The organism is Aeromonas sp. QDB30, from assembly GCF_027707645.1.
Classification (GTDB): domain Bacteria; phylum Pseudomonadota; class Gammaproteobacteria; order Enterobacterales; family Aeromonadaceae; genus Aeromonas; species Aeromonas caviae.
The window spans coordinates 62,522-88,261 of sequence record NZ_JAPCIY010000004.1 but is presented as its reverse complement, the minus strand read 5'-3'; the positions used below and the strand labels follow the sequence as shown (position 1 = coordinate 88,261).

The following is a 25,740-nucleotide window of genomic DNA, read 5'->3' as shown; positions in this document are numbered from 1 at the left end:
CATTCAGTCCAATTCGAGCCCCGATCCCCCGTGAAATCGAAACTCCTGACCAGCCTGTTTGCCATTGCCAGCGGCGCCATCGCCGTGCTGGCCTTCTCCCCTTTCGGCTACTGGCCCCTGGTGATCCCCTCCCTGCTCGGCCTTTACGCCCTGCTGGACAAGGCCACCCCCAAACAGGCAGCCTGGCGCGGCTTCGGCTACGCCATGGGTCTGTTCCTGCCCGGGCAGTGGTGGATCCACGTCAGCATGACGGAGTTTGGCGGCATTCCGCTGCCGGCCGCCTTCGTGCTGCTGGCCGGGCTCTGCGCCTATCTCTCCCTCTATCCGACCCTGGCCTGCTGGCTCTTCGCCCGCTTCTTTGCCGGCCGCCACTGGAGCCGCTGGCTGCTCGCCTTCCCGGCGCTCTGGCTGATGGCCGACTGGCTGCGGGGCTGGGTGATGACAGGCTACCCCTGGCTCTGGTTCGGCTACACCCAGATAGACGGCCCCCTCAAGGGCTTCGCTCCCCTTCTCGGGGTGCAGGGCATCACCCTCGCCCTGCTGCTCACCGCCTCCGCCCTCTGGCTGGTATGGCAACACCGCAAGCCGGCCTGGCTGCTGCTCCCCGTCGCCCTGGTGGGCGCCGCCCAGGGGCTGATGCAGCTCAACTGGGTGACCCGGGGTGAACCGGTCAAGGTCGCGCTGGTGCAGGGCAACATCGAGCAGTCCCTCAAGTGGGATCCGGAGGCCCTGGTGCCGACCGTGCGCAAGTATCAGGATCTCAGCCGCGAGAACCAGGATGCCGACATCATCGTCTGGCCGGAGTCCGCCATCCCGGCCATCGAGAAGGAGATGGGTATCTATCTGGAGAGCCTGGACAAGGCGATGAAGGTGAACGACACCGGCCTGCTGGCGGGGATCATCCATTACGATCTGAAACAGCAGCGCTTCTTCAATACCGTGCTCGGCATGGGGGTGCAGGATGCAGAAGGCAAGGAGTCCTACTACTACGAGCACAAGAACCGCTACTACAAGTACCACCTGCTGCCCATCGGCGAGTTCGTACCCTTTGAAGATCTGCTGCGTCCCATCGCCCCCTTCTTCAACCTGCCCATGTCCTCCTTCAGCCGGGGTGACGAGGTGCAGCCGAACCTGATCGCCAAGGGGCTCAAGTTTGCTGCCGCCATCTGTTACGAGATCATCTTCCCGGACGAGGTGCGCCGCAACGTGCAGCCGGATACCGACTTTCTGCTGACCGTCTCCAACGACGCCTGGTTCGGCACCAGCATCGGCCCCTGGCAGCACATGGAGATCGCCCGCATGCGCGCCCTGGAGCTGGCCCGCCCGCTGCTGCGCGACACCAACACCGGCATCACCATCGTCACCGAGATAGACGGCAGCATCATCGCCCAGATCCCGCAGTTCGAGGCTGGAGTATTGCGTGCCGAGGTACGCCCCGCCCACGGCATGACCCCCTATCTGCGTTTTGGCAGCTGGCCCATGTATGGCCTGGCCGCCGCCCTGCTGGGGCTGGCCCTGTGGCTGCGCCCCCGCGCCCACCCCTGGGCGCGCAAGGGCTAAGACCACATAACCCCGATAAACAAAAGAGGCGCCCTTGGGCGCCTCTTTTTATGGTTTGGCTTATGGCTTGGCACAGTCTGGCGGCTCAAGGAGACAGCGGCTCGCGATGATACTCATCGGCCCCGCACTCGGGGCAGGTGCCAAGCTGCTCCGGGTGCAGCACGGTATGGCGCCACTCGCAGTGATCGCACACCAATACTCCGAGCCCCACCCAGTCGCCGGCCCGGTAGACCCCCTTGTGTTCCAGCTCGTCCGCCAACTCCTGCCACTCCACCTGGGTGCGGTCGGTCACGTCTGCCAGCCAGGACCAGGCGGTGTCCTTGAGCGCCAGCATGAAGGCAGACTCCTCCACCTGCTCATCCTTGCGCCCTTCGTCATAGTTGCCCAGATCCCGCTTCACATACTCGGCGATCAGCGCCAGCTCGTCCTGGGTCAGATCCCCGGCCGCCTCCAGATAGGCCTGCACCTTGGCGATCATCCGGTTGAGGCGCTCTCCCTGAAACGCTTCCGTCTCTTCCCACTGCTTCTTGAGCTGGGCGATAAAGGCTTCATACCCTTGTCGACGTTTGTCCATGGCCATCACTCCTCTGCTGAATCCCGATCGAGCCAGACCCTGACCTCGGGCTCGGCGGATACGGGCGGCGGTTGCCATTCTCACTTCGTTGCGACTCTCGCGGCTCTTGCGGCTCTTGCGGCTCTGCAAATCCTCGCGGGTACCGGACCTGGCCCGAGACCGGGCGGATGCTGGCGGTTGTTGCCGCCGCAGGATATGGGTATTCTATCGGGATTTCCCAGCCGTTTTATCTATTCATTTCACAGATCCGGATGTCACCAATGCAAGAGCAATACGTTCCCCAATCCATAGAACCAGCAGTGCAGAAGCACTGGGATGCCAAGAAAACCTTCAAGGCGGTGGAGAAAGTAGACAAGGAAAAGTTCTACTGCCTCTCCATGTTCCCCTATCCGTCTGGTCGTCTACACATGGGGCACGTTCGCAACTACACCATAGGTGATGTGATCTCCCGTTATCAACGGCTCAATGGCAAGAACGTGCTGCAACCCATCGGTTGGGACGCCTTCGGCCTGCCGGCAGAAAACGCCGCCATCAAGAACAACACGGCGCCGGCCCCCTGGACCTACGAAAACATCGAATACATGAAGAACCAGCTGAAGATGCTGGGTCTGGGCTATGACTGGGATCGGGAGCTGGCCACCTGCAAGCCGGACTACTACCGCTGGGAGCAGTGGTTCTTCACCAAGCTCTACGAAAAGGGCCTGGTCTACAAGAAGACCTCTTCCGTCAACTGGTGCCCGAACGACATGACGGTGCTGGCCAACGAGCAGGTAGTGGACAACTGCTGCTGGCGCTGTGACACCCCGGTGGAACAAAAAGAGATCCCTCAGTGGTTCATCAAGATCACCGACTACGCCGAAGAGCTGTTGAACGACATCGACAATCTGGAAGGCTGGCCGGAGATGGTCAAGACCATGCAGCGCAACTGGATTGGCCGCTCCGAAGGGGTCAACATCAGCTTCAATATCGACGGTCAGGCCGAGCACCTCGAGGTCTACACCACCCGTCCGGACACCTTCATGGGTGTGACCTATGTGGGCATCGCCGCCGGTCACCCGCTGGCGCTGCAAGCAGCCCAGAACAATCCGGAGCTGGCCGCCTTCATCGAAGAGTGCAAGAACACCAAGGTAGCCGAAGCTGAACTGGCCACCATGGAGAAGAAGGGCATGGCAACCGGCCTCTACGCCATTCACCCGCTGGATGGCCGCAAGGTGCCCGTCTGGGTCGCCAACTTCGTGCTGATGAACTACGGCACCGGCGCCGTGATGGCGGTACCGGGTCACGACCTGCGTGACCACGAATTCGCCACCAAGTACGGCCTCGAGATCAAGCCTGTCATCAAGCCGGTTGATGGTGACGTCGACGTGAGCGAAGCGGCTTATACCGAGAAGGGCGTGCTGTTCAACTCCGGCGAGTTCGACGGCCTCGACTTCCAGGGTGCCTTCGATGCCATCGCCAACAAGCTGGAAGGGCTCGGCAAGGGCAAGCGCACCGTCAACTACCGTCTGCGCGACTGGGGTGTCTCCCGTCAGCGCTACTGGGGCGCTCCCATCCCCATGCTGACCCTGGCGGACGGTACCGTGGTGCCGACCCCGGAAGATCAGCTTCCGGTACTGCTGCCGGAAGACGTGGTGATGGATGGCATCCAGAGCCCGATCAAGGCCGACGCAGAATGGGCCAAGACCACCTACAACGGCCAGGAAGCGTTCCGCGAGACCGATACCTTCGACACCTTCATGGAGTCCTCCTGGTACTACGCCCGCTACTGCTCCCCGGACTACGACAAGGGCATGCTGGATCCGGCGGCTGCCAACCACTGGCTGCCGGTGGATCAATACATCGGCGGCATCGAGCACGCCTGTATGCACCTGCTCTACGCCCGCTTCTTCCACAAGCTGCTGCGTGATGCGGGCCTCGTGAACAGCGACGAGCCGTTCAAGCGCCTGCTCTGCCAGGGCATGGTGCTGGCCGACGCCTTCTACTACAAGGATGAGAAGGGCGGCAACGTCTGGGTCAGCCCCCTCGACGTCAAGGTGGAACGTGACGACAAGGGCCGCATCACCAAGGCGGTCGACCTTGAGGGTCGTGAAGTGATCCACTCCGGCATGACCAAGATGTCCAAGTCCAAGAACAACGGCATCGACCCGCAGTTGATGGTGGAGCGTTACGGCGCCGATACCGTCCGTCTGTTCATGATGTTTGCCTCCCCGGCCGAGATGACCCTGGAGTGGTCCGACTCCGGCGTAGAGGGTGCCCAGCGCTTCCTGCGTCGCCTGTGGCGCATCACCTTCGAGCACGTATCCGGTGGCGCCGTTGCCGCACTGGACGTCGCCGCCCTCACCAGCGACCAGAAAGCCGTGCGCCGCGAGCTGCACAAGACCATCGCCAAGGTGAGCGACGACGTGGGTCGCCGTCAGACTTTCAACACCGCCATCGCTGCCATCATGGAGCTGATGAACAACCTGGCAAAACTGGGCAGCGACGCTCAGGATCGCGCCCTGATGCAGGAAGCGCTGGAAGCGGTCGTGGTCATGCTCTACCCCATCACCCCGCACATCGGCTTCGAGCTGTGGAAGATGCTGGACAAGGAAGGGGACATCGATGTCGCGGCCTGGCCGGTGGCCGACGAAGCGGCCATGGTCGAGACCGAGAAGCTGGTGGTGGTGCAGATCAACGGCAAGATGCGCGGCAAGCTGACCGTGCCGGCCGAGATAAGCCAGGCCGACGTCGAGAAGCTGGCCATGGCCGATGCGTCCGTACAGAAGTTCACCGACGGTCTGACCGTGCGCAAAGTCGTGTACGTGCCGGGCAAACTGCTCAACATCGTGGCCAACTGATGACGCCTCCCCTGGCGGCGGCCGACGGTCTGGGCCAGGGGCTGACGACACACGGATGATGACGGCGGGCCCTGCGCCCGCCGCTCTTCCCTTCATGCAAAGAGGATTTTTTATGGGCACCATCTTCACGCGCTGGATGGCCATCGTGCTGGCAGGACTGTTGCTGCAGGCCTGCGGTTTTCAGATGCGGGGCACCGCCATTCCCCCCGAACTGATGACCATGAAAGTGGTCGGTGACAACAAGAGCGACTTCTACCGACTGGTCACCACCCGCCTCAAGGCCGCTGGCGTGCAGCTCGCCGACAAGGAGGGCATCCCGGTGCTGACCCTGGCCGGGGTACGTAGCCGCAGCCAGGTCGCCTCCGTCGACTCCATCGGCCAGGACCGCGAATACCTGCTGAGTTACAGCACCCAGTTCACCGTGGTCATGCCGGGCAAACCGACCCAGGTCTTCCCCATCACCTTCAACCGCAGCTTCCTGAACAAGCCGGATGCGGCACTCGCCTCCTCCCGCGAGCAGGAACAGCTCGGCAAGGAGATGCAGGAGCAGGCCGCCAACCTGGTTATTCGCCAGCTCAGTCAGGTCAAGTTCTGATGCGCGTATCTTGATGAGAGGGTGTTGATGAGAGTCTATCCCGAGCAGTTTGCGGATCATCTCAAGGCAGGGCTCAAGCCCTGCTATCTCATTTTTGGGGACGAGCCCCTGCTCAAACTGGAAGCTGTCGACGCCGTGCGTCAGGTGGCACGCAAACAGGGCTTCGATGAACGCCACAGCTTCGTGGTGGAACAGGGGCTGGACTGGAACCAGGTCTACGATGCCTGCCAGGCCATGAGCCTGTTCTCGGCCCGCCAGATCATCGAGCTGGTGCTGCCCGCCAAGATCGACAAGGATCTCGCCGCCCGCATCAGCGACATTGGCAAGCAGCTCCACCCCGACCTGCTGCTGGTGCTCTCGGGCCCCCGCCTCAACCAGACCCAGATGAAGGCGGCCTGGTTCGACAAGCTGAGCCAGAGCGGCACCTATGTGCCGGTCAACCACCCCGAACCCCGCTTCTTCCCGCGCTGGATGAGCGCCCGCTTTCAGCGCTTCGGCCTCAAGGCACTGCCGGATGCGGTCAACTTCATGTGCCACGCCTACGAGGGCAACCTGCTGGCCGCGAGCCAGGAGATCGAGAAGCTGACCCTGCTCTCCCCGCCCCAGCCCATCAGCGTCGCCTATCTGCAGGAGACCATCATCCGCCACGCCCACTTCACCCCCTTCCAGCTCGTCGATACCCTGCTGGAAGGAAAGGTGAACCGGGCCCAGCGCATCCTGCTGGCCCTGCGCGCCGAGGGCACCGAACCCGGCATGCTGGCCTGGACCCTGTGCCGCGAACTGGAGCAGCTCACCGAGCTGGCGCTGGCCGCCCGCGCCGGACAGCCCCTGGTGGAGCATTTCAGCCGCCTGCGCATCTGGCAGAGCCGCCAGCAGCTCATCCAGCAGGCGCTGACCCGGCTTCCCTTCCCCAAGATCCGGCAACTCTGGCAACTGATGGCCCAGCTGGACCATGCCCAGCGCCATTTCGACACCGAACAGGCCTGGCTGATGCTGCAAACCATCGCCCTCGGCTTTCGTGACGGAACCCCGCTCCCCCTGCTGGAGACGGAATCATGCTGACACCGCCCATCGGGATCCTCGGCGGCACCTTCGATCCCATTCACATCGGCCACCTGAGACCCGCCATCGAGGCCCGGGAGGCCCTGGGTCTGGCCGAGGTGCGCCTGCTCCCGAACCATATCCCGCCCCACCGGGCCAATCCGCTCTGCTCCAGCGAGCAGCGGCTCGCCATGGTCCGGCTCGCTGCGGCGGACAACCCGGGATTCGTAGTGGATGAGCGGGAGCTCAGGCGCGACACCCCCTCCTGGACCATCGACACCCTTGTCGAGTTGAGGAGCGAGCTGCCGGACACCCCGCTCTGCTTTTTGATGGGGATGGATTCCCTGCTCGGCCTGCCGGGCTGGCACCGCTGGCAGGAGCTGCTCGATTACGCCCACCTGGTGGTGAGCTGCCGCCCAGGCTGGCAACCGGATTATCCCGTCCAGGTGGCCGAGCTGCTGGCCCGCCACCAGACCCGGGACATTCGGGCTCTCCATCGCCAGCGCCACGGTCATGTCTGGCTTTGTGACAATCTGCCCGTCGAGCTGTCGGCCACACGGCTGCGTGCCCTGCTCGCGGCAGGCCAGGATCCCAAATACCTGCTGCCCAACCCGGTCGCCGACTATATCCGGCGCCACGGGCTCTACCGCTCATCGGCAACGCAGTAAACGGCGTCACGCAGGCGGGTCAGCCGACACGTCCGGGCGCACCGGGCCCGGCCCTGACTATTGCCAGGCCGGGTTGCACACTATAGTGATCGTCAAGGGGCCCCTCCCCCACGGGACGGCTCCCCGGGCGATGCTCCCTTTGCCAGGCTGGGAAACGGGAGTGACCATGATATAATCCGCCGCCCTCTGGCGCCGGAAGATAGGAGAAGACATTGCAAGGCCAAGAATTGCTCGCCTTTATCGTCGACAAGATCGATGACATGAAAGGCCGCGACATCATCACCCTCGATGTGCGCGGCAAATCCAGCATCACGGACACCATGATCATCTGCTCCGGCAACTCCAATCGTCACGTCAGTGCCATCGCCCACAACCTCGCCAGCGAGGCCCGTCATGCGGGGCTCGACCTGCTGAGCGTGGAAGGGGAACTCACCGGTGAGTGGGTGCTGGTGGACATGGGGTCGGTCATCGTCCACGTGATGCAGGATGAGTACCGCGACTTCTACCAGCTGGAAAAACTCTGGAGCGGCGCCGCCCAGGTCAATTCGCAATAAAGGGCGACAGCGTAACCAAAGATGAAGATCCAGTTGATTGCCGTGGGCACCAAGATGCCTGCCTGGGTAGAGCATGGCTTCGAAGAGTACCGTCGCCGCTTCCCCAAAGACATGCCGTTCGAGCTGGTCGAGATAGGCGCAGGCAAGCGCGGCAAGAATGCCGACATTCCCCGCATCCTGCAAAAGGAAGGGGAAGCCATGCTGGCCGCCGCCGGCCGCTCCCGCATCGTGACCCTGGACATTCCGGGCAAGCCCTGGACCACGGAGCAGCTCGCCGTGCAACTGGAAGCCTGGAAGCTGGATGGCCGGGACGTGGCGCTGCTGGTGGGTGGCCCGGAGGGGCTCTCCCCCGAGTGCAAGGCTGCCGCGGAACAGAGCTGGTCGCTCTCGCCCCTGACCCTGCCCCATCCCCTGGTGCGGGTACTGGTGGCCGAGAGCCTCTACCGCGCCTGGAGCATCACCACCAATCACCCTTATCACAGAGAGTGACCCATGCCGACCCTGAGCATGCATTTCTCCTCTCTCACCCGCACGTCAGCCACAAGGTAACGGCATGCTGAAGAATCGCATTGAAATGCGCGATCACAGTGCCGAGGGACGTCTGTTCTTCCGGCGCACCCTGGTCGCCTACATCGGCATGGTCACCCTCATGCTGGTGCTGCTGGCTAACCTCTACTACCTGCAAGTAGAGTCTTACGAAACCTATCAGACCCGATCCAACGACAACCGCATCCGTGTGGTGCCGGTGGCGCCGCCCCGTGGTCTCATCTACGACGCCAACGGTGTCCTGCTGGCGGAAAACCGCCCGGTCTACAGCCTGGAGATCGTGCCCGAAGAGACCGAGAACCTGGAGAAGACCGCGGACGACCTCATCACCCTGCTGGCCCTGCCGGAGGGGACCAAGGAGAAGTTCCTGGCCGAGGTCAAACGTCAGCGCCGCTTCAAGCCCGTGCCCCTGTTCGAGAAGCTGACCGAATACCAGGTCGCCCTCTTCTCGGTCAACCAGCACAACTACCCGGGGGCCAGCATCGAGGCCTACCTCAAGCGCTACTACCCGTTCGGCGACACCCTCACCCATGCCCTGGGCTACGTGGCCAAGATCAACACCCGTGACGTGGAGCGCCTCGAGAAGGAGGAGAAGCTCGCCAACTATGCCGCCACCAAGGACATCGGCAAACAGGGGGTGGAGAAGTACTACGAGGATCAGCTGCACGGCGTGGCGGGTTATCAGGAGGTCGAGGTGAACAACCGCGGCCGGGTGGTGCGCACCCTGAAATTCCAGCCCCCCGAGCCCGGCAAGGACATCTACCTCAACATCGACATCCGCCTGCAGTTGAAGGCCCAGGAGCTGCTGGCCGGCCGCCGGGGCGCCATCGTGATGATGGAACCCAACACCGGCGCCATCCTGGCCATGGAGTCGAGCCCGAGCTACGACCCCAACCTGTTCGTGACCGGCATCTCCAGCGCCAACTACTCGGCGCTGCTCAACGATCCCGCCCGGCCGCTGGTCAACCGCACCACCCAGGGCATCTATGCCCCCGCCTCCACCGTCAAGCCCATGATGGCGGTGATGGGGCTCAACGAGGGGGCGATCACCCCCAATTACCGCTACTTCGGCGGGCCCAGCTTCTCCATCCCGGGCACCACCAAGAAGTTCCGGGACTGGCGCCGCTGGGGCCACGGCTGGCTCGACGTCTATCGTGCCATCGAGGTGTCGGCGGATACCTATTTCTACGATCTCGCCTACCGGGTCGGCATCGACAAGATCAACAGCTACATGACCAAGTTCGGCTTCGGCCAGTACAGCGGCGTGGACCTCTATGAAGAGACCCGGGGTGTCATGCCCTCCCGGGACTGGAAGATGGCCCGCTGGCGTCAACCCTGGTACCAGGGGGACACCATCTCCATCGGCATCGGCCAGGGCTACTGGAGCGCCACCCCGATCCAGCTCGCCAAGGCCATCAGCATCCTGACCCAGAACGGTCACGACGTGACGCCGCACCTGCTCAAGAGCACCGCCTCCTCCGATGGCGTGGTCAACGCCCCCATCAACCCGAACGTGGCCATCGCCGCCAAGAGCGATACCTACTGGCAGGTGGCCAAGGACGGCATGTGGCGCGTCATCAACGGCCACGAAGGGACGGGGCGCCGCGCCTTCGCCAATACCCCCTACAAGGCGGCGGGCAAGTCCGGCACCGCCCAGGTGGTGGGCCTCAAGGAGAACCAGGTCTACAACGCGGCCACCACCAAGGTGGAGCACCGCGACAACGCCCTGTTCGTCGCCTTCGCCCCCTTCGAGGCACCCAAGGCGGTGGTCGCCCTGGTGCTGGAGAACGCCGGGGGCGGCAGCGCCATGGCGGCACCGGTCGCCCGCCACATGCTGGATGCCTATCTGCTGCCGCCGGAACCCCAGTTGCCACCGGCACCGGAAAAGCCGTCCCAACCGAGTGAGGTCGTTTCCCAATGAGTAATTCTGCCCGCCAGCAGAGCATCTGGTACAAGCTGCACATCGACCTGCCGCTGCTGCTCGGCCTGCTGACCCTGATGGCCCTCTCCATGGTGGTGCTCTACTCCGCCTCGGGCCAGGATCTCGACTCCATTGTGCGCCAGCTGGTGCGCGGCGCCCTGGCCTTCGGTCTGATGATCGGCATGGCACAGCTGCCGCCCTCCCTCTATGCCCGCTGGTCGGTGCCCCTGTTTGCGGTGGTGGTGCTGCTGCTCATCGCTGTGGACGTGTTCGGCCATATCGGAAAGGGGGCCCAGCGCTGGCTCGATCTCGGCTTCATGAAGTTCCAGCCCTCCGAGGTGATGAAACTCTCCATGCCCATCATGGTGGCCGCCTGGCTCAGCCGGCACTCCCTGCCGCCAAAGTTCAGCCATGTGATGATCGCCCTGGTGATGGTGCTGCTGCCCACCCTGCTGATCGCGGCCCAACCCGATCTCGGCACCTCCATCCTGGTGGCCGCTTCCGGCTTCTTCGTCATCTTCCTGGCGGGGATCAGCTGGTGGCTCATCGGGCTCGCGGTCTTGCTCATCTGCGCCTTCATGCCGGTTCTCTGGTTCTTCCTGATGCACGACTACCAGCGCCAGCGGGTGCTGATGCTGCTGGACCCGGAGAAGGACCCCCTCGGTCGCGGCTATCACATCATCCAGTCCAAGATTGCGATCGGCTCCGGCGGCGTGTTTGGCAAGGGGTGGCTGCAAGGCACCCAGTCCCAGCTCGAATTCCTGCCAGAGCGCCACACCGACTTCATCTTCGCCGTCTTCAGCGAGGAGTTCGGTCTGGTGGGCGTGGCCCTCTTGCTGGTCATCTACCTCTACATCATCAGCCGCTGCCTGTTTATCTCCATGCAGGCCCAGAACAGCTTCGAACGCCTGCTGGGGGGCGCCCTGACCCTGACCTTCTTCGTCTATGTGTTCGTCAACATGGGCATGGTAAGCGGCATCCTGCCGGTGGTAGGGGTTCCCCTGCCACTGGTGAGCTACGGCGGCACCTCCATGGTGACCCTGATGGCGGGCTTCGGCGTTCTGATGTCCATCCAGACCCACAGGCGGCTGCTCGCCTGATGCGGCTCGGCTGGCTGGCTCTATCTCTGTGCACCCTGACGGCGGGTGCTGCCGTCTCGCCGGCCCGGCTCAGCCTGCTGGCCGAGCAGCAGCAGGTGCCGCTGGCAGAGTTGCAGGCCGCCGCCGCCCAGGCCAGCCTGCGCCAGGAGGTACTGGACACCATCCGCCGCCCCTGGGAAGCCAAGCCCTGGCACCGCTACAGGCCGCTGTTCGTCACCCCGGAGCGCATCCGGGACGGAGTGGGATTCTGGCAGCGCCATGCCGCCACCCTGGCACGGGCCGAGCAGACCTACCAGGTCCCCGCCTCCCTCATCGTCGCCATCATCGGCATCGAGACCTTTTACGGTCGACAGATGGGCCGCCATCCGGTGCTCGACAGCCTTTACACCCTGGGATTCCACTACCCAGAACGGGCGGATTTCTTCGCCAAGGAGTTTGCCCAGCTGGTGCTGCTTGCCCGGGAAGAGAAGTGGCCGCTCACCAATCTCAAGGGCTCCTATGCCGGCGCCATGGGCATGGGCCAGTTCATGCCCTCCAGCTACCGCCACTACGCGGTCGACTTCGACGGAGACGGCAAGCGGGATCTCTTCGCCAACCCGGCAGATGCCATCGGCAGCGTGGCCAACTACTTCGCCCTGCACCACTGGCGCTGGGGCGAGCCGGTGGTGGAGCCCGCCTTGATCGGATTGGCGCCAGTAGGTACCCTGCTTGCACCCGAGCCCGAGCTAAGACACCGCTGGGCAGAGCTGGCCGCTGCGGGCATAGAAGTCGCCACACCGCCGTCACCCGAGACGCCGGTAAAACTGCTGGCGATGGAGCAGGCCGAAGGACCGGAATACTGGGTCGCGCGCCACAATTTTTACGTGATCACCCGCTACAATCGCAGCCCTCTCTATGCGATGGCGGTGCATCAACTCAGTCAAGCAATCCAGGACGCTTATGCATTACAGCCACAAACTTCTTCCCCTCAGCCTGACCTTGTTGCTGGCCGCCTGTAGCAGCCAACCCGAGCCCCAGCCGCTGCCGCCAGAGCCCATCCCCCAGGAGAAGCCCCAGGTCATCGAGATCCCCCAGGCGACCGGCGCCATTCCCCGCCCCGAACCCATGAGCGAGAGCGGCAACCGGGACTACTGGATCGGCAAGCAGAAGTTTGAGGTGTGGCGCGACGTCAAGCACTACAGCGAGGAAGGCACTGCCAGTTGGCTCTCCCGGGATCTGGACGGCAACAAGACTGCCAACGGTGACGTGCAGGACAGCACCCTGTTCAGCGCCGCCCACCGCAACCTGCCCCTGCCAAGCTACGTGCGGGTCACCAATCTGGACAACGGTCTGGAGACCATAGTTCGCGTCAATGATCGCGGCCCCTTCGGCAGCGATCGCCTCATCGATCTCTCCCACGCCGCCGCCGCGCAGCTGGAGATGGTGGAAGGGGGTGAGGCCCGGGTGCGCCTCGAACTCATCACCGATCAGCCGGATCAGATGGTAGAGATGGTGCCCATGACCCCGATGACGCCCATGGAGCCTGCGGCGCCAGCAGCCAATTCCTTCGCGAACGAGACGCCGGCCCCCACGGCACCGGCCAAGGCCGCGCCTGCTCCTGCCGCCACGGCAACCACCACCGTCTCCCCCCCCAAGGCCGGTGCGACCCAGGGCAAGATGATCCAGGTGCTCGCCAGCGGCTCGCAGGCGCGGGCCGAGGCCATGGGCAAGGTGATGACCCAGCGCTATGGCGTGCCGTACCAGGTGGTGGCACATGGCGCCGTCTTCCGCGTCCTGCTCGGACCCGTGGCCAGCGACAAGCAGGCCCCTCTGCTCGAGCAGATCCGCCAGGGTGGGTTGGAGCAGGCCTTCATCGTGCCCTGATACCCGCCCCGACCTCGCGCCGGGATACGACGCGAGGTCGGGGACCATCCCATAAAATCCCGTCCAGGTCGCATCTCGGACTATGACCGACACGCACATCTGGTATAGTGGGGCCCGCTTTTTTTCAACTTGGGTACATCCCATCCAGGCACCAGGAATTTCAAGATGTCCAAATTTGCCCGCTCCGTTATTCTGGCCTCCCTGTTAAGCGCCACCGCTCAGGCCAACCAGCCTGTTCCGACCCCGGATTCGGCCCTGCCGAGTGCCCAGCCGGTCCCCACTTTGAACAGCGCCCCCATGGTGGTGCCTGCCGCGCCCGAGATCTCCGCCAAGGCCCACATCCTGATCGACTACTTCTCGGGCCAGGTGCTGGCCGAGCAGAACGCCGACGAGCGTCTGCCCCCCGCCAGCCTGACCAAGATGATGACCTCCTACATCGTCGGCGACGAGCTGCACAAAGGGAACATCAAGGGCACCGACATGGTGACCATCAGCCAGAACGCCTGGTCCAAGAACTACTCCGACTCCTCCAAGATGTTCATCGAGGTGGGCAAGCAGGTCTCCGTCGATGATCTCAACAAGGGCATCATCATCCAGTCCGGCAACGACGCCTGCGTCGCCATGGCCGAGCACCTGGCAGGCAGCACCGACTCCTTCGCCAGCCTGATGAACGCCTGGGCCGCCAAGCTCGGCATGAAGGACTCCCAGTTCAAGAACCCCCACGGCCTGGATGAAGAGGGCCACTACAGTACCGCCCGCGACATGGCCCGCCTGGGTCAGGCCCTGATCCACGATCAGCCGGAGGAGTACAAGATCTACTCCCAGAAGTCCTTCGTGTTCAACGGCATCACCCAGCACAACCGCAACCGCCTGCTGTGGGACCAATCCCTGCAGGTTGACGGCATCAAGACCGGTCACGTCAGCCAGGTCGGCTACAACCTGGTCTCTTCCGCCACCAACAACGAAGGCATGCGCCTGATCGCCGTGGTCATGGGGGCCAACAGCGAGGCTTCCCGCGCCGCCGAGAGCAAGAAGCTGCTCACCTACGGCTTCCGCTTCTTCCAGAGCCTGACCCCCTACAAGGCGGGCACCGAACTGGTCACCCAGAAGATCTGGATGGGCGACAAGTCTGAAGTGAAGCTGGGGGTCGACAAGGACGTCTCCGTGCTGGTCACCCGTGGCCAGGGCAACAACCTCAAGGCGGACTTCCAGCTGGAGAGCGAGCTGAAGGCGCCCCTGGCCAAGGGCCAGCGCGTCGGTACCGTGTACCTCAAGCAAGGGGACAAGGAGATCAAGCAGGTTCCCCTGGTTGCCCTGGAAGAGGTGCAGGAAGGTGGCCTGATGAGCCGCCTGTGGGATTACCTGGTGATGCTGGTCTCCAGCTGGTTCAAGTAACAGACCCTTCCTCAAGCAGCGGCGCCAACAGGCGCCGCTGCTGTCTTTTGCGGTCTGTCCAGTCAATAACCCTGTAATCTGCAGGTTCCGCCGACTGACGATTTGTGGTAAAAAGCAGCATTTCCACGTCTTGCCGCACCGCCGGGTCTTGATCCCGAGGCGGCTCATGCCCATATAGACTGGGAACTGTCCCCTGGGGGCAGATGAGGGGACCGTTTCGGCGGCCCTCAAAGACGTAAAGATGACGTCGCTTCCCGGCGACCCAGAAAGGTGAAGTAGATGAATACCAAGTTTGATGAACTGCTGGAGTTCCCCTGCAAGTTCCCGTTCAAGGTGCTTGGCGTGGCCGATCCCGCCCTGCCCGACATGGTGGTGGAAGTGCTGCAGCAACATGCTCCCGGCACCTACAGCCCGACCGTTCAACCGAGCTCCAAGGGCAACTATCACTCGGTACGGGTGACGGTCACCGCCCAGAGCAAGGAACACATCGAGGCCATGTATACCGCCCTTGGCAAGATCGAGCTGGTTCGTTACGTCCTGTAAGTTGCCTCTCTCGCCCCGCCACCGGGGCGACTGATTATTTGCCGCCCGGTCGCAGCGGCGACCGTACCGACACCGCGCCGCCAGTGAGGAAAGATGTCACTCGAAACGCCCGCCGAGCCACAACCGTCAGCCGGCCAACTGCTCGTCAGACAGCTGGGCCGTCGCCCCTACCAGCCGGTGTGGGACGCCATGAAGGCGTTCACCGACAATCGCACCCCCGACACCCCGGACGAGTTCTGGGTAGTGGAGCATGACCCCGTCTACACCCAGGGTCAGGCCGGCAAGGCCGAACACCTGCTCGCCCCCGGCAACATCCCGGTGGTGCAGAGTGATCGCGGCGGCCAGGTGACCTATCACGGCCCGGGCCAGCTGGTGCTCTACGTGCTGGTGGATGTGCGCCGCAGCAAGCTCTCTGTACGGGAGCTGGTGACCTGCCTCGAAACCGCCATCATCAACACGCTCGCCAAAAGCAATATCGAGGCCTACGCCAAGGCCGATGCCCCGGGCGTCTACGTGAAGAGCGATCTGGGTATGGAAGCCAAACTGGCGTCCCTGGGTTTGCGCATTCGCAAGGGGTGCTCGTTCCACGGGTTGGCTCTCAACGTCAACATGGACATGACTCCCTTCCTGCGCATCAATCCGTGCGGCTATGCGGGCATGGCCATGACCCAGACCAGCGCCCTGGGCGGCCCGCAGAGCGTCGCCGAGGCACAGTCCCTGCTGGTGACGGAGCTGGCCCGCCTGATTGGCTACCAAGAGATCACGAATACCGAAGAGGCGGCATGAGCAACCCCATGCCCCGTGGTCACGAGGGAGCCGCAAGGCCCCTGGTGACCGTCAACCAGACAATAACAAACACCGAGAGTGAATCATGAGCAAACCCGTTCGTATGGAGCCGGGCGTCAAGCTGCGCGATGGCGACAAGATGGCCCTGATCCCGGTGAAATTCATGCCGGATCCCAACGAGGAAGTGCTGCGCAAGCCGGAGTGGATGCGGATCAAGCTGCCGCCGTCGAGCCAGAAGATCGAGCACATCAAGAGCACCCTGCGCAAAAACAAGCTGCACTCTGTGTGTGAAGAGGCTTCCTGCCCCAACCTGGCGGAGTGCTTCAACCACGGCACCGCAACCTTCATGATCATGGGCGCCATCTGTACCCGCCGCTGCCCCTTCTGCGACGTGGCCCACGGCCGTCCGTTGCCGCTGGATCCGGAGGAGCCGAAGAAGCTGGCACTCACCATCAAGGAGATGAACCTCAAGTACGTGGTGATCACCTCGGTGGACCGCGACGATCTGCGGGACGGCGGTGCCCAGCACTTCGCCGACTGCATCCGCGAGATCCGCGAGCACAGCCCCCAGACCCGCATCGAGATCCTGACCCCGGACTTCCGTGGCCGGATGGAGCAGGCGCTGGAGGTGTTCCGCGAGACCCCGCCTGACGTCTTCAACCACAACCTGGAAACCGCCCCGCGCATGTACCGGGTTGCCCGTCCGGGTGCCGACTACAAGTGGTCCCTGGAGCTGCTGCGCCGCATCAAGGAGATGCACCCCCACGTGCCGACCAAGTCCGGTCTGATGATGGGCCTTGGCGAGACCAACGAGGAGATCGTCGAGGTACTCAAGGATCTGCGCGAGCACGGCGTCAACATGCTGACCCTGGGCCAGTATCTGCAACCGAGCCGCCACCACCTGCCGGTGAAGCGTTATGTGCCGCCCGCAGAGTTCGACGAACTCAAGGATGTGGCCATGGAGCTCGGCTTCAGCCACGCCGCCTGCGGTCCCTTCGTGCGTTCCTCCTACCACGCAGACCTGCAAGCCAAGGGGGAAGAGGTCAAATAAGCCTCTTTTCCTGCTGGCAGAAAAAAGAGCGCCCCTGGGCGCTCTTTTTTTATCGCCGTCACCTCGCAGGCAGCGGTTGTCCCTTTGTGATTGGCGCCGTTCTGGCGTAACGTGGCCACTCCCCTTCTCTGGAGTGCTGTGCCGGATGCCGACTCTCACCGTTCGCCTGATCCCCCTGCGTGACGCAGACTTTCCCGCCTATCGCGACTACTTCATCGAGGATTACGCCCAGGATCTTGCCAGCAACCACGGGATGGCGCTGCCTGACGCCCACCGTCAGGCCGACGCCTCGTTGCAGCAGCTCCTGCCACTGGGTGTCGCCACCCCGGGTCATCACCTGCTCGCCATGGTACCTGAAGCCTCGAACGCGCCGGGCGAGCCTCTGGGCTATCTCTGGCACGCCATCGACGCCGCCGCCGGCACCACCTTCATCTACGACTTCTATGTGACACCGCCCCATCGTGGTCGCGGCCTCGGCAAGGCAGCCATGGCCGCCCTGGAAGCGCAGCTCGCCCCCCTAGGCATCCACCAGATCAAGCTGAGGGTGGCCCATGACAACCCGAGGGCACTGGCGCTCTATCAGGCGCTGGGCTTCACCATCACCGGCTACAACATGGCAAAGCGTCTGGATTGAGCACCTTCATTGGGCCACCACCCGGCCCATGGCTCAGAGCGAGATGCCGGAAAAAGACATGAAGCCGAGGGACATCAGCCCGGCCACGATGAAGGTAATGCCGATCCCCCGCAGCCCCTCGGGCACATCCGAATACTTCATCTTCTGGCGCAACCCCGCAATGGCGACGATGGCCAGCAGCCAGCCCAGCCCTGAGCCCGCCCCGTAGACCACGGATTCGATGAAGTCGTAATCCCGCTGGGCCATGAACATCACCCCGCCGAAGATGGCGCAGTGCACCGTCAGCAGCGGCAGATAGATACCGAGCGCGTGATGGAGCGCTGGGAAATGTTTGTCGAGCACCATCTCCATCACCTGCACCAGCGCCGCCAGCACCCCGATGTAGACGATGAAATCGAGAAAGCCCAGATCAAACTCCCCGAGGAAGGTACTCTAGGGACGCAGGATATGGCGGTAGATCAGGTTGTTGAGGGGAATGGCGATCACCATGACCACCAGCACCGTCATGCCCAAACCGAAGGCGGTGTTGATGTTCTTGGAAACGGCCAGGAAGGTGCACATGCCAAGGAAGAAGGCCAGCGCCAGGTTTTCCACAAAAATCGACTGGATGAAGAGATTGACGTAATAGTCCATGAATGAGTTCACCACTTGGTTGCAATAAGAGCACGTCCGCGCCCGGCCAACGGCCAGTCGCGAAGATGACGTCACGGATGACGTTTACAGAGAGAGCTGGCGCAGCACCCAGAATGACCACGGCAGCCGCCAGACTGCCGAGCAGCCCGGTCAGCGGTACTCAATGACGGGGATCAAACGGGCAGGCGCCCGGCTGGTGAACCTAGTCGCCCTGGCAGAAGCGATATTGCAGGTGGTGGCAGCGAAGCCGCCGTGTGTGCAGAGCGCCGAAGTAGTCGGGCCGCTGCCTGAGATAGATGAGAGGCAGGAAAAACAGCAGGCCGCAGAGCAGGCCGAGGATCTCGTGCTGGAACCAGGCCAGCAGCATCTGGTAGAGCTCGGCATGAGCGGCCCCTTCCAGTCGCCGTCCCTGTTCGAAACCGAGCCGCCACTGGGAGGCGGGCGGCAGGCTGACGTTGTCGGCAAGCCCCGGGTTCGCTGGCTCATGGAACAGCATCGGCCACTCCTGCCCTTGCGTCTCCATTCCCGGCGTTGCAACGACCCCTGCCGCCGCCGCAGCGGCAAGCCAGAGAAGGCAGGCGATGGCAAGCACCATCGGCCATGACGAGGGGCGGCGAGAGGATGACAAGGGGGCTGTCCGTCAAGAAAAATTACAGGTGGAATATATCACAATACCGTCACTTATTGCATTTTCCACCATGAGATATCAGAAAGGTTGATATTAAACACCGCCCTATTCCCTAAAACCGGCAAGGTTGCACCACCTTGAGAAAGCGACTTGCATCTTCCTCAAGGTGAGGGCTTAGCCCTGCTCGAAGGCCGGGTGATAGCGCACTTCACCACTGGGCATGGCAGCGCCGAACGAGCGGGCCATGAAGTACTCGGGCGGCACGCCGGGCAGCGTCAACCCCGGCTCGGGCACGAAACCGAAACGGCCGTAGAAGCCGGGATCCCCCAGCACCACGCAGCCGACCGCTCCCATCCCCTTGAGCTCGGCCAGACCCGCGTCCATCAGCCGTGACCCCAGCCCCCTGCCCTGAAGCGCAGGGGAGACGGAAATGGGGCCAAGGCCATACCAGTGCGGGCTGCCATCGCTGATGGTGACCGGCGAGAAGCAGAGGTGGCCGACCACCCGCCCCGCCTGCTCCGCCACCAGCGACAGGCTGAGTGCCCCGGCCTGGCGCAAGGCGCGCACGATCAGCTGTTCGTTGTGATCGGTATGGGGGGCATTGAGGAACGCGGCCACGGTCAGCGCTTCAATGGCGTCGTGATCGGCGCCCGTTTCAGGTCGAATGAGAATATTCATAAGGTTTTCTCCGTTTGTTATCTTGCAATGGATGGCCTGATCAGACTGTCTGCAGGCAGCAGATCACATAGCCATAGCTGCCCAGGTATTGGCGGTGGATGGCCACTTCCCGGCTCAGATCCTGCCAGGCTGGGCTATCCCCCAGCTCGGCACGGTGGCGCGCCAGATTGCGCTCGATGGGATCCAGATAGTTGTCCCAGGCCCTTTGCGGCAACGGGGTATGCCACAGACAGCGATAACCCGCCTCCTGCACCGTTTTGAGCAGGCCCGCCAGGGTCTGCATTGCGGGATAATCTCGCTGCCAGAACGCCAGCGCCTCCTCTGGGGGCGTGTCAGTCAGCCACACCAGGTCGCTCAGCACCAGGCAGGCAGCAGGGCCGGCAAGGTACGGCCGCCATGCCTGCAAGGCGTTGGCCACCCCGATGGTGTAGGCACTCCCCTCGGCCCAGATGAGATCGGCGGGGGCAAGGTCTGCCGGCAGCGCCGCCATGTTGGCGCACAGGGTAGTGACCTGCTCAAAGCCAGCCGCGCTGGCCGATCTCGCCACGGCGGCCAGCGCCTCCTCGTCCAGATCGATGGCCACTATGGTGGCGTCCGTCACCTGTGCCAGCGCCAAGGTGGCGGCGCCGCGCCCGCAGCCCATGTCGAGGATCCGGCGAGGCTGGCTGGGCAGCGCGGCAAACTGCTGCTGTGTGAAGAGGCTATCGCCCGGCCCCCAATAGCTCATGCCGTCCAGCAGCAGCTTGAAATCCCGGATGTAGCGCTCATGTTCGTTCATGTCTTTGCTGAGCCACTGCAGGTGGTAACGCTCTTTTTCACTGAATCCCTGCTTCATCACCCAGGCAAAGTAGGCCTGCGGGGCTTGATGCTGCAGTTGCCGCTGCCAGGCCTTGAACTCGTCGCCGGAGTGCGCACGCAAACCGGCGAGATCCGCCAGCAGATCCCGGGCGCGTTGCATCCGCGCCAGCTCTTCATCCAGCTCCCTGACCCGGGCTTCCAGTGTCGCCTGCTCCAGCTCGCCCGCCAGACAGGCGAGGCACTGCTTGAGGCTGAGGCCACCGGCCTGCAGGGCCTGTACCATCCGCAGCCGCTGCAGATCGTCATCGTCGTAGTGGCGATAGCCGTTGGCGCCCCTCGTGCCCGCAATCACCCCCAGTTTCTCGTAATAGAGCAGGGTGGAGCGTGCCAGGCCGCAGCGCCGGGCCAGTTCAGATATTTTCATGACAACCACTCGCTGAGGTGTCCGTGACCCGATGAAGGGAAGCTTAAACTGTGAAGCAATAGACGGGTCAACGACAACATCCGGGTTCACACCATAAAAAAACGGCCACCCTGAGGTGGCCGTCATCGGCAGCAAGAGAGACTCGCGGGAATCAGAGACCGGCGGCTTCCAGATGCTCCACCAGCAACTGCACGCTGCGGTTGCCACGCCACTCGTTGACGTCGAGCCGGTAGACCAGCCGCACCCGCTTCACCGAGGCATCGGGCCAGCGTTGCAAGTCGACGCCAAAGGCGATGGCATCCACCGCGTGGCCGGAATCCGTGGTCAGCATCATCTTGAGGTGCTTCTCCCCCACCAGCCGCTGCTGCACCAGCACGAATTCCCCGTCAAACAGCGGCTCGGGGAAGGCCTGACCCCAGGGGCCGGAGGCGCGAATAAGCTCTGCCAGCTCGAGGGTGAGCTCGTCCGGCAGCAGTTCGCCATCGGTGAGCAGCACCCCGGTCAAGAGCTCAGGGGTCACCAGCTCGCCGATGACCGCCTCAAAAGCCCGCCCGAAGGCCTCGATATTGGCCTTGGGCAGGGTCAACCCGGCCGCCATGGCGTGGCCGCCAAACTTGCCCATCAAGCCGGGGTGGCGGGTATCGAGCAGTTCCAGCGCATCGCGCAGGTGCACCCCCGGGATGGAGCGCCCGGAGCCCTTGAGCTCGGTCTCGCTGCTCTCGGCAAAGGCGATGACCGGGCGGTAGTACTTCTCCTTCACCTTGGAGGCCACCAGCCCCACCACCCCCTGATGCCACTCGTTTCGGTGCAGCACGATGCCGGAGGGCACCTCGCCGTCACGAAAACGGATCTGCTCCAAAGTGGCGAGCGCCTCCTGCTGCATCCCCTGCTCGATCTCCTTGCGCTCCTGGTTGAGGCTGTCCATTTCGGAGGCGAACTGGCGCGCCAGGTTGATGTCGTCACAGAGCAGACAAGCGACCCCGAGGGACATGTCATCGAGCCGGCCCACCGCGTTGAGGCGCGGCCCCAGCGCAAAGCCGAGATCGGCAGCGCACAGGCGACGACCGTCGCGGCCCGACACATCCACCAGCGCCTGGATGCCGGGGCGACAACGGCCGGCCCGGATCCGCTGCAACCCCTGATGAACCAGGATGCGGTTGTTGCCATCGAGCGCCACCACGTCGGCCACGGTGCCGAGGGCCACCAGATCCAGGTAATCCGCCACGTTGGGGGCGCGCAGCTCCTGGCACTCATACCAGCCGCTCTGGCGCAGATGGGTGTTGAGGGCCGCCATCAGATAGAAGGCGACCCCGACCCCGGCCAGGGACTTGGAGGGGAAGTCGCAGCCATGCTGGTTGGGGTTCACTATCGCGTCGGCGTCAGGCAGCTCCTGGCCGGGCAAATGGTGATCGGTAACCAGTACCTGCATGCCTGCCGCCTTGGCCGCCGCCACCCCGGCGATGCTGGAGATGCCGTTGTCCACCGTGATCAGGAACTCGGCGCCGCGGGCCACCGCCAGCTCGACGATCTCCGGGGTGAGGCCATAACCGAACTCGAATCGGTTGGGCACCAGAAAATCGATGTGGTGCCCCCCCATGGCGCGCAAAGCCAGCACGCACAGGGCCGAGCTGGTGGCGCCGTCGCAGTCGAAGTCACCGACGATGAGAATGCGTTTTTGCGCCGTCAGCGCCTCGGCCAGCAGCGGCACCGCCTGCGCCATGCCGAACAGGCGCTGGGGCGGCAGCAGCTGGTTGGCGCTGCGCTCCAGCAGGGCAGGGTCTTCGACCCCGCGGCTGGTGAAGATCTGGCGAAGCAGCGGGTGCAGGGTGGCGGGCAGATGGGAATCATCAACTCGCGGACGACGACGGATTTGCAGGGGCATTGATGTGATCCAGTATCTTGAGCAGTTGTTCGGGGCTCTGGTAACCGCGCACCAGGTCGCCATTGGGCAGGACCCAGCTCGGTGACGCCTTGATCCCGAGCCATTGGCTCAGGCCGATATGATGGGCAAGGATCGCATTACAGCCGCTCTCAGGCAAACGATCGCTGAAGTTGAGTTCGCGCAGCAGACCGGGATCGCACCAGCTAGCCTGATCCGAGGCGGCGACAGGCGCAGGCAGCAGTTGCACGCTCACGCCCCTCGCCTGCAAGCGGGGTAACTCCTCCAGCGCGATGCGGCAAGGACCGCAGGCGAGATCGGTAAACAGGGTGAGGCGGTGGCGTTCAGGGGTGGCCTTGAGCCAGAGCCGGGCCTCCCCTATCTGGGAGAGCGCCAGCCTGCGTTGCTGCTGCTGGCTGAGCCGGGTGAGGTTTCTCATGTCGTGGGCCAGATCCAGCATGGAGCCCTGCAGCACATAGTCTCCCCTGGCATCGCTGTAGAGCAGTCCCTGGGCCGTGCCCAGCAGATAGAGGCCCGGCATGGGGGTCTCGTCCACCAGGTAGACCTGCACACCGAGGCGCTGCTCTATGGTCTGTTTCAACACATGGGGGTCCATCCCCGCGCTGGCCGCAAAAGCGCACAGCAGCATCATTCCCAGCAGTAAATATCGCATCAGCTCATTCACTTGGCATGATTGAATGGCCTCATAAGGTAACCCAGACAATTCCCTCTCCCAAAGACCTTAATTAGTGATCGATTAATAACGTCCGCAAGAAAAAATCACGGGATGACAGGTTGCCAATCGGGCTTTAGCCCCGCAAGCTAATCAGGACGACGGGAGACATCTTTAGTCATCCCTCTGTTTTGCTGATGTTTTATTATTCAAATCGACGTGCGCTCAAGTGGCATGTCGTCCATTTCTAGGGGGAAAAATGAGTCTGATTCAAGAGTTCAAGGCCTTTGCATCCAGGGGCAATGTGATCGACATGGCGGTCGGTATCATCATAGGTGCCGCCTTTGGCAAGATTGTCTCCTCCTTCGTGGGAGACGTGATCATGCCGCCCATCGGGCTGATCCTGGGGGGCGTGGATTTCAGCGATCTCGCCGTGACCCTGAAGGCCGCCGAAGGGGATGCCCCTGCCGTGGTCATCGCCTATGGCAAATTCATCCAGACCTGTATCGACTTCCTGATCATCTCCTTCGCCATCTTCATGGGGCTCAAGGCCATCAACACCCTGAAGAAGAAGCAGGAAGAGGAAGCCGCTGCCCCGGCCGGCCCCACCAAGGATCAGGAGCTGCTGACCGAGATCCGCGACTTGCTGAAATCCCAGCAGGGGAAATAACCGTTTCCTCCCTGTCGTGTGCTGAAAAAAACCGCCTTCGGGCGGTTTTTTGTTGCAAGGCAGGTGAGGCGATCAGGCTCTGGGGTGGTGCTGGCCGTGCAGTGCCTTGAGCCGCTCGTTGGCCACGTGGGTATAGATCTGGGTGGTGGAGAGATCCGCGTGGCCCAGCAGCATCTGCACCACTCGCAGATCGGCGCCGTGATTGAGCAGGTGGGTGGCGAAGGCGTGACGCAGGGTGTGGGGGGAGAGTTCTCCCCTGATGCCGGCTCTCAGGGCATAGAGCTTGATGCGGTGCCAGAAGGTCTGGCGGGTCATCATCCGGGCCCGCTTGGAGGGGAACACCACGTCCGAGCTGGTGCCACCCAGCAGCAGGGTGCGCCCCTCCCGGTAGTAGCGCTCCAGCCAGTGCACCGCCTCCTCCCCCATGGGGACCAGCCGCTCCTTGTTGCCCTTGCCCACTACTCGCACCAGCCCCTGGCGCAGGCTGACATGCTCGGCGGTCAGCCCCACCAGCTCGGACACCCGCAGCCCGGTGGCGTAGAGCAGCTCGAGCATTGCCTTGTCCCGCAGCTCCAGCGGGTCGTCCACCAGGGGCGCTTGCAGCAGCGCCTCCACCTCGGCTTCGCTCAGATCCGATGGCAGCTTTTTGGGGAGCTTTGGCCCCTCCAGCAGCACGGTGGGATCGTCGCTGCGCAGCTTCTCGCGATTGAGATACTGGTAGAAGCGGCGCAGGGCCGAGAGGAAACGGGCCGTACTGCTGGCCGCGAACTGGTGGTCGACCCGCCAGGCGAGGTAGTGCTGGATGTCGTCCAGCCCCGCCAGCAGCAGGGAACCGCCTTGCTCATCGAGCCAGAGGGCAAATTTTTCCAGGTCGGTGCGATAGGAGCTGACCGTGTTGTCGGAAAGCCCACGCTCCAGCCAGAGGGCGTCGAGAAACGGCTCGATCAGGGGATGGGATTCTGCTTTGCTCATGGTGCGCCGCGCTCAGGGAAACAGGTCGCCATTGTAACGTGCCGACCCACCCGGGCCGCAAGGCAAGGCTGCACATCCCCTCAGGCGGTGAAGAGCCCGGCGCAATCTGCTAGACTGGCGCCCTCCCCCCCGGGCGCCGCTGTGCCGGTCACGCCCCTTGCCTACTGCGATCAAGAGAAGAGCGATGAAGATAGGTTTGTTTTACGGCTCCACCACCTGCTACACCGAGATGGCCGCCGAGAAGATCCGCGCCCTCATTGGCCCCGAGCTGGTCGATCTCCACAACATCAAGGATGTGCCCCTCGCCCGCATGCAGGAGTACGACATCCTGATCCTGGGCATCTCCACCTGGGACTTCGGCGAGCTGCAGGAGGACTGGGAATCTCGCTGGGAAGACATCGCCGACCTGCATCTGGAGGGACGCATCATCGCCCTGTTTGGCATGGGCGATCAGCTGGGCTATGGGGAGTGGTATCAGGATGCCCTCGGCCTGCTGCACAATCAGCTGGTCCCCAAGGGGGTCAAGCTGGTGGGCTACTGGCCCAACGAGGGGTACGAGTTTGACGCCTCCAAGGCGCTCATCGACGATGGCCGTCACTTCGTCGGGCTGGCCCTTGATGACGCCAACCAGTACGACCAGACCGAGTCCCGTATCGAGCAGTGGGTCGACCAGATCCTGAACGAGATCCACGAACTGCTCTGATCCTGATCGCCTGG

At 63.3% G+C, this 25,740-nt stretch carries 25 protein-coding genes and 1 pseudogene; 18 read left to right on the top strand and 8 right to left on the bottom strand.

All coding sequences use genetic code 11. The features are described 5' to 3' along the window. Window positions 1–30: 30 nt before the first annotated feature. The gene (gene lnt / locus PG896_RS02360; protein WP_162540509.1) at window positions 31–1,560 is read left to right on the top strand and encodes an apolipoprotein N-acyltransferase; all 1,530 of its coding nucleotides are present in this window, start codon (window positions 31–33) and stop codon (window positions 1,558–1,560) included. Between the two features lie 85 nt (window positions 1,561–1,645). Here the strand turns inward: lnt and PG896_RS02355 are convergent, their stop codons facing one another. After that, on the bottom strand, window positions 1,646–2,134 hold the full coding sequence (locus tag PG896_RS02355; RefSeq protein ID WP_041215952.1) for a zinc ribbon-containing protein: 489 nt from the start codon (window positions 2,132–2,134) through the stop codon (window positions 1,646–1,648). A 260-nt stretch (window positions 2,135–2,394) separates the two neighbouring features. Here PG896_RS02355 and leuS point away from each other — a divergent pair, with 260 nt between their 5' ends. The 15 genes from leuS (at window position 2,395) to PG896_RS02280 (ending at window position 17,668) form a co-directional block, all read left to right on the top strand. After that, entirely contained in the window at window positions 2,395–4,971 is a 2,577-nt protein-coding gene (gene leuS / locus PG896_RS02350) for a leucine--tRNA ligase (RefSeq protein ID WP_109111905.1), read from the top strand. 112 nt (window positions 4,972–5,083) lie between these two features. Next, on the top strand, window positions 5,084–5,566 hold the full coding sequence (locus PG896_RS02345; RefSeq protein WP_010673765.1) for an LPS-assembly lipoprotein LptE: 483 nt from the start codon (window positions 5,084–5,086) through the stop codon (window positions 5,564–5,566). Between the two features lie 27 nt (window positions 5,567–5,593). Further along, on the top strand, window positions 5,594–6,628 hold the full coding sequence (holA, locus tag PG896_RS02340; protein WP_109111906.1) for a DNA polymerase III subunit delta: 1,035 nt from the start codon (window positions 5,594–5,596) through the stop codon (window positions 6,626–6,628). Continuing rightward, complete coding sequence (nadD, locus tag PG896_RS02335; protein ID WP_134996977.1) at window positions 6,622–7,275, top strand: nicotinate-nucleotide adenylyltransferase; 654 nt, start codon at window positions 6,622–6,624, stop codon at window positions 7,273–7,275. Before holA ends, nadD begins: the two co-directional genes overlap by 7 nt. Before the next feature lie 212 nt (window positions 7,276–7,487). Next, the gene (gene rsfS, locus PG896_RS02330) at window positions 7,488–7,829 is read left to right on the top strand and encodes a ribosome silencing factor (protein WP_010673762.1); all 342 of its coding nucleotides are present in this window, start codon (window positions 7,488–7,490) and stop codon (window positions 7,827–7,829) included. Between the two features lie 21 nt (window positions 7,830–7,850). Further along, a complete protein-coding gene (gene rlmH / locus PG896_RS02325) occupies window positions 7,851–8,318 on the top strand; it encodes a 23S rRNA (pseudouridine(1915)-N(3))-methyltransferase RlmH (protein WP_005298242.1) in 468 nt (155 codons plus the stop codon). A gap of 64 nt (window positions 8,319–8,382) precedes the next feature. After that, entirely contained in the window at window positions 8,383–10,296 is a 1,914-nt protein-coding gene (gene mrdA, locus PG896_RS02320; RefSeq protein WP_010673761.1) for a penicillin-binding protein 2, read from the top strand. Then, window positions 10,293–11,396, top strand: coding sequence for a rod shape-determining protein RodA (gene rodA, locus PG896_RS02315; protein ID WP_010673760.1), 1,104 nt, complete (start codon window positions 10,293–10,295; stop codon window positions 11,394–11,396). The genes mrdA and rodA overlap by 4 nt, the downstream gene beginning before the upstream one ends. Then, the gene (gene mltB, locus PG896_RS02310) at window positions 11,396–12,394 is read left to right on the top strand and encodes a lytic murein transglycosylase B (protein ID WP_010673759.1); all 999 of its coding nucleotides are present in this window, start codon (window positions 11,396–11,398) and stop codon (window positions 12,392–12,394) included. Before rodA ends, mltB begins: the two co-directional genes overlap by 1 nt. Further along, window positions 12,336–13,259 (top strand): septal ring lytic transglycosylase RlpA family protein, encoded by a 924-nt coding sequence (locus PG896_RS02305; RefSeq protein ID WP_029314093.1) that lies wholly within the window; start codon window positions 12,336–12,338, stop codon window positions 13,257–13,259. The genes mltB and PG896_RS02305 overlap by 59 nt, the downstream gene beginning before the upstream one ends. Window positions 13,260–13,424: 165 nt before the next feature. Next, complete coding sequence (locus tag PG896_RS02300) at window positions 13,425–14,654, top strand: D-alanyl-D-alanine carboxypeptidase family protein (protein WP_039041110.1); 1,230 nt, start codon at window positions 13,425–13,427, stop codon at window positions 14,652–14,654. Window positions 14,655–14,933: 279 nt separating this feature from the next. Further along, complete coding sequence (gene ybeD, locus PG896_RS02295; protein ID WP_010673756.1) at window positions 14,934–15,197, top strand: DUF493 family protein YbeD; 264 nt, start codon at window positions 14,934–14,936, stop codon at window positions 15,195–15,197. Window positions 15,198–15,290: 93 nt separating this feature from the next. Then, window positions 15,291–15,983, top strand: coding sequence for a lipoyl(octanoyl) transferase LipB (lipB, locus tag PG896_RS02290; protein ID WP_010673755.1), 693 nt, complete (start codon window positions 15,291–15,293; stop codon window positions 15,981–15,983). Window positions 15,984–16,068: 85 nt separating this feature from the next. Further along, window positions 16,069–17,034, top strand: coding sequence for a lipoyl synthase (gene lipA, locus PG896_RS02285; RefSeq protein ID WP_109111910.1), 966 nt, complete (start codon window positions 16,069–16,071; stop codon window positions 17,032–17,034). Between the two features lie 145 nt (window positions 17,035–17,179). Continuing rightward, entirely contained in the window at window positions 17,180–17,668 is a 489-nt protein-coding gene (locus PG896_RS02280; RefSeq protein WP_109111911.1) for a GNAT family N-acetyltransferase, read from the top strand. Between the two features lie 33 nt (window positions 17,669–17,701). Here the strand turns inward: PG896_RS02280 and nqrE are convergent. The 6 genes and pseudogenes from nqrE to PG896_RS02250 form a co-directional block, all read right to left on the bottom strand. Then, window positions 17,702–18,301 (bottom strand): annotated as a pseudogene (nqrE, locus tag PG896_RS02275) (NADH:ubiquinone reductase (Na(+)-transporting) subunit E). 202 nt (window positions 18,302–18,503) lie between these two features. Further along, window positions 18,504–18,929 (bottom strand): hypothetical protein, encoded by a 426-nt coding sequence (locus PG896_RS02270; protein ID WP_234929079.1) that lies wholly within the window; start codon window positions 18,927–18,929, stop codon window positions 18,504–18,506. Between the two features lie 174 nt (window positions 18,930–19,103). After that, window positions 19,104–19,607: a GNAT family N-acetyltransferase gene (locus PG896_RS02265; RefSeq protein WP_109111912.1), complete on the bottom strand. Its 504-nt coding sequence runs from the start codon at window positions 19,605–19,607 to the stop codon at window positions 19,104–19,106. Between the two features lie 40 nt (window positions 19,608–19,647). Further along, a complete protein-coding gene (locus PG896_RS02260) occupies window positions 19,648–20,829 on the bottom strand; it encodes a MerR family transcriptional regulator (protein ID WP_109111913.1) in 1,182 nt (393 codons plus the stop codon). 151 nt (window positions 20,830–20,980) lie between these two features. Continuing rightward, window positions 20,981–22,711: a single-stranded-DNA-specific exonuclease RecJ gene (gene recJ / locus PG896_RS02255; RefSeq protein ID WP_270835337.1), complete on the bottom strand. Its 1,731-nt coding sequence runs from the start codon at window positions 22,709–22,711 to the stop codon at window positions 20,981–20,983. Then, window positions 22,677–23,381 carry a disulfide isomerase DsbC N-terminal domain-containing protein gene (locus PG896_RS02250; RefSeq protein WP_039041117.1) on the bottom strand — a complete coding sequence of 235 codons (705 nt, stop codon included), beginning with the start codon at window positions 23,379–23,381 and terminating at the stop codon, window positions 22,677–22,679. Before PG896_RS02250 ends, recJ begins: the two co-directional genes overlap by 35 nt. A 259-nt stretch (window positions 23,382–23,640) precedes the next feature. On the opposite strand from PG896_RS02250, the gene mscL reads away from it, so the two are divergent. Further along, the gene (mscL, locus tag PG896_RS02245; RefSeq protein ID WP_010673746.1) at window positions 23,641–24,051 is read left to right on the top strand and encodes a large-conductance mechanosensitive channel protein MscL; all 411 of its coding nucleotides are present in this window, start codon (window positions 23,641–23,643) and stop codon (window positions 24,049–24,051) included. 72 nt (window positions 24,052–24,123) lie between these two features. On the opposite strand, the gene xerD is transcribed toward mscL, so the two are convergent. Then, on the bottom strand, window positions 24,124–25,023 hold the full coding sequence (gene xerD / locus PG896_RS02240) for a site-specific tyrosine recombinase XerD (RefSeq protein ID WP_042014490.1): 900 nt from the start codon (window positions 25,021–25,023) through the stop codon (window positions 24,124–24,126). A 184-nt stretch (window positions 25,024–25,207) separates the two neighbouring features. On the opposite strand from xerD, the gene fldB reads away from it, so the two are divergent. Continuing rightward, window positions 25,208–25,726, top strand: a complete 519-nt coding sequence (gene fldB / locus PG896_RS02235) for a flavodoxin FldB (RefSeq protein WP_160838797.1) — start codon at window positions 25,208–25,210, stop codon at window positions 25,724–25,726. Window positions 25,727–25,740: the final 14 nt, after the last annotated feature.

Excerpts from the sequence above, each read along its gene's own strand:
- PG896_RS02355 (WP_041215952.1), bottom strand. The coding sequence starts at position 2,134 with ATGGACAAACGTCGACAAGGGTATGAAGCCTTTATCGCCCAGCTCAAG.
- leuS (WP_109111905.1), top strand. The coding sequence starts at position 2,395 with ATGCAAGAGCAATACGTTCCCCAATCCATAGAACCAGCAGTGCAGAAG.
- PG896_RS02345 (WP_010673765.1), top strand. The coding sequence starts at position 5,084 with ATGGGCACCATCTTCACGCGCTGGATGGCCATCGTGCTGGCAGGACTG.
- holA (WP_109111906.1), top strand. The coding sequence starts at position 5,594 with ATGAGAGTCTATCCCGAGCAGTTTGCGGATCATCTCAAGGCAGGGCTC.
- nadD (WP_134996977.1), top strand. The coding sequence starts at position 6,622 with ATGCTGACACCGCCCATCGGGATCCTCGGCGGCACCTTCGATCCCATT.
- rlmH (WP_005298242.1), top strand. The coding sequence starts at position 7,851 with ATGAAGATCCAGTTGATTGCCGTGGGCACCAAGATGCCTGCCTGGGTA.
- mrdA (WP_010673761.1), top strand. The coding sequence starts at position 8,383 with ATGCTGAAGAATCGCATTGAAATGCGCGATCACAGTGCCGAGGGACGT.
- rodA (WP_010673760.1), top strand. The coding sequence starts at position 10,293 with ATGAGTAATTCTGCCCGCCAGCAGAGCATCTGGTACAAGCTGCACATC.
- mltB (WP_010673759.1), top strand. The coding sequence starts at position 11,396 with ATGCGGCTCGGCTGGCTGGCTCTATCTCTGTGCACCCTGACGGCGGGT.
- PG896_RS02305 (WP_029314093.1), top strand. The coding sequence starts at position 12,336 with ATGCATTACAGCCACAAACTTCTTCCCCTCAGCCTGACCTTGTTGCTG.
- PG896_RS02300 (WP_039041110.1), top strand. The coding sequence starts at position 13,425 with ATGTCCAAATTTGCCCGCTCCGTTATTCTGGCCTCCCTGTTAAGCGCC.
- ybeD (WP_010673756.1), top strand. The coding sequence starts at position 14,934 with ATGAATACCAAGTTTGATGAACTGCTGGAGTTCCCCTGCAAGTTCCCG.
- lipB (WP_010673755.1), top strand. The coding sequence starts at position 15,291 with ATGTCACTCGAAACGCCCGCCGAGCCACAACCGTCAGCCGGCCAACTG.
- lipA (WP_109111910.1), top strand. The coding sequence starts at position 16,069 with ATGAGCAAACCCGTTCGTATGGAGCCGGGCGTCAAGCTGCGCGATGGC.
- PG896_RS02280 (WP_109111911.1), top strand. The coding sequence starts at position 17,180 with ATGCCGACTCTCACCGTTCGCCTGATCCCCCTGCGTGACGCAGACTTT.
- PG896_RS02265 (WP_109111912.1), bottom strand. The coding sequence starts at position 19,607 with ATGAATATTCTCATTCGACCTGAAACGGGCGCCGATCACGACGCCATT.
- PG896_RS02260 (WP_109111913.1), bottom strand. The coding sequence starts at position 20,829 with ATGAAAATATCTGAACTGGCCCGGCGCTGCGGCCTGGCACGCTCCACC.
- recJ (WP_270835337.1), bottom strand. The coding sequence starts at position 22,711 with ATGCCCCTGCAAATCCGTCGTCGTCCGCGAGTTGATGATTCCCATCTG.
- PG896_RS02250 (WP_039041117.1), bottom strand. The coding sequence starts at position 23,381 with ATGCGATATTTACTGCTGGGAATGATGCTGCTGTGCGCTTTTGCGGCC.
- mscL (WP_010673746.1), top strand. The coding sequence starts at position 23,641 with ATGAGTCTGATTCAAGAGTTCAAGGCCTTTGCATCCAGGGGCAATGTG.
- xerD (WP_042014490.1), bottom strand. The coding sequence starts at position 25,023 with ATGAGCAAAGCAGAATCCCATCCCCTGATCGAGCCGTTTCTCGACGCC.
- fldB (WP_160838797.1), top strand. The coding sequence starts at position 25,208 with ATGAAGATAGGTTTGTTTTACGGCTCCACCACCTGCTACACCGAGATG.